Below are 2,886 nucleotides of genomic sequence, written 5' to 3'. Positions count from 1 at the left end.
CAACGTATCCGTGTAGCTAAGCTGCATGAAAAAGTAGCAAACCAACGTAAGAACTTCCTTCATCATAAGTCTAAAGAGTTAGCTACTCATTTTGATGTTGTAGCTATTGAAAATCTAAATATGAAGGGAATATCGCAAGCACTTCATTTTGGAAAAAGCGTCGCTGATAATGCTTGGGGTATGTTCACTTCTTTCTTAGCTTATAAACTACATGAACAAGGCAAACAGCTTGTGAAAATAGACAAATGGTTTCCTTCCAGAAAAACATGTAGCAGTTGTGGAAATATGAAAAATATGTCATTGTCTGAGCGAGTCTATACTTGTATATGCGGTGTAAATCTCGATAGAGATTATATAACGCAGCTATCAATATCAAAAATGAAGCAATACGCCTACTAGCGTTAGCATAGATAGCAATAAAATAACCCTTGGAACAAGGGAGTTAACTCGGCTGTCTTAGGACGAATTCGTTAGCTACCAAAAGTAACGACTAACCGAGAAGCCCCCACTTCAAACAGTCCGTTAGGACGTTAAGTGGCGGGTAGTTCACCATGCATCCTAAATAATTAAGTTGGTTCGTATCAATGATGTAATGAACAAGTCTACTAATATTTCTTAACTAGAATTTATATTTTGTTCGTATAAAAAAGTGTCCATAACAGATTCTTATTCTTTGTTATGTTAAAACTACACAATTAACGTATTAAAAACCTTTTTTAGGCATAACAAGAATTGATGGTCATACAATGATATAGAAAGGTCTATCCAACATATAGATTACCTCTGGCACTCTGAAAAGACACCTAATTAAGGTGTCTTTTTACTTTTTATTAAAGTACAGGATAAGCTTAACCGCGCCTATTCCATTTATTCAGTTAACACTCCAATCGTATTAAGAGCGTCTACTGCCCCGGATGTTCTTTTTCTATTGAACAAAATCGTTATTTCAAGTGAATAAAAAAGAGCACACATATAAGTGTGCATCTAGACTAAAAGGGTTGAACTTATGGAGTGGAGTGCCCCATACAATAATATATGCTTGTCTGATTTAAAGGTGACAAGTTGTTTATAAAAACGCTATTTGGTATGAAAATGTAAGAGCACTCCGTAGAGTGCACTTCTGTAACGACTATCGACTCTAAAAAGATAGGATGGAATATATCATATGAAGTGATGTTTGTTTAATTGGGTGTCTTTTGTATAAAAAAACATTTTACACATCAAAAAAGCGCTTATATAGCGCTTTTTGAAAAGTAGGTTTCAGATCACACTCCCACATGTGACCTAAATACATGTGCACAAGTAGTATATGTGAATTTTAATTAAATTGTGCAAATAAATTAACAATACAGGAGTGGAGTGAAATAGGCCTTGTTTGAATATATGGGAAATAATTAAAAAAAAGCTAGTTCGTATCAATGATTAAGCCTACTAAAAATTTTTTCATTAGAATTTATTGTGTCCGTTATTCGTAACAAAATCATTAACTAAACAAATATGCAATAAACGTATTTAAAAGATATTCAAAAGATATTTAAAAGATATTTAAATCATAACGAAAATTCATAATCATACAATGATACAGAAAGGCTTTTCACATGGTATCTTTCTCTTAAACCCGAAAAGACATCTAATTAAGGTGTTTTTTTATTTTTCACCTTTCAAGGAGAACAAGCATATATTAGAGTATAGGACGAGCTTGAACGCTTCTCCTCCATTCTAAGTTTTGGTTAGAACTCCTTATACATTAAGAGCATCTATTGTCCTGGATGCTCACTTTTTATTGAAAAAATGTGCGTTTAATGCTCTGTAGACGGAGATATAGAGTTAGTAATAACTATCGAAATTGATAAAATGCTGTGAAATAGCATTATTTCACAGCACCTATTTTTTGTACGTAGATTTTCTAAACTTTTTAATGATAATACTTAAAATATGAAGAATGTAATTGAGTTTCAATTGAAGTTCTAACAAAATGTCCAAATTTGATTAATTAGTACAGCCATTAGTCAATTAACAAACACTTGTACTAGTTTAGTAATGATAAATAAGATTGGGGAAAATGTATAGAATGAAAATTCAACATAGAAATAACTCATATACATTCACATCGAAAAAGGTTGTCTCATAATATATTAAGACTGTTCTATTAAGATGTTATAAGGGCGTGAGTATATGGAAGACGTAAATGTGAAAATTGACAGTCTAAAATCAGAACACAAAGAGATCATGCGTGATATTCGTAATTTAGAAACTCGAATAATAATTAACGAGAAAGACATTTCTACAATTAATAAGCAATTAGAAAAAATCAGCACAAATACTTCTTGGATTTTACGGATAATTATCAGTACGATAATTATGGCTGTTCTAGGTTTGATACTAAGGGGGACAATTTGAAATTCCAAAAAATACTTTTGAAAGAGAGACAAGTGTCTTTCTATTTTTTTGAAGAAGTATATGTTGGAAAGAGATGGTGCACGAACCCCTTTTTATCATTTAATTAGTTAGGATCACAAATTAAAATGGTGACAAATTATGTCATAGTTATATAGAAGATTTGATGCCTAGAGAAAAAGATGAAATGATTATAATAGTTAATCAAATAAAAAAATTACAGTGGGATGATTGGCGCATGAATTTGGTGTTTCAACATAAATATTTTTCTGTTAAATTCAATATATAAGTATTTTAATTTTATGAATATGGATTGCTTGTATAGGTTCATTCATCTTTAGTCATATAATGTTAATATTTTAGTATTAGGTTTGTGCATTTTTAATAATTTATTTGTTTTATGTAAAAGGTGCCAAGAAATACTTTGTAGTTTTATTTCTTGGCGTGGGTATTTATTTGGGTCATTTGGATGCCGACCTTACAATAGTA

At 31.0% G+C, this 2,886-nt stretch carries 1 protein-coding gene and 1 pseudogene; both read left to right on the top strand.

The window, feature by feature from the left end; translation table 11 throughout:
- Positions 1-410 (top strand): annotated as a pseudogene (locus ACTFO4_RS30280) (RNA-guided endonuclease InsQ/TnpB family protein); the annotation flags it as partial.
- 1,765 nt (positions 411-2,175) lie between these two features.
- On the top strand, positions 2,176-2,400 hold the full coding sequence (locus ACTFO4_RS30275) for a hemolysin XhlA family protein (RefSeq protein ID WP_098282302.1): 225 nt from the start codon (positions 2,176-2,178) through the stop codon (positions 2,398-2,400).
- Positions 2,401-2,886 lie beyond the last annotated feature (486 nt).

This window comes from Bacillus cereus group sp. MYBKT14-1 (assembly GCF_051915185.1).
In the GTDB taxonomy this organism is placed as follows: domain Bacteria; phylum Bacillota; class Bacilli; order Bacillales; family Bacillaceae_G; genus Bacillus_A; species Bacillus_A cereus.
The sequence above is the reverse complement of the archived record's forward strand: the minus strand, read 5'-3'. Positions and strand labels throughout refer to the sequence as shown.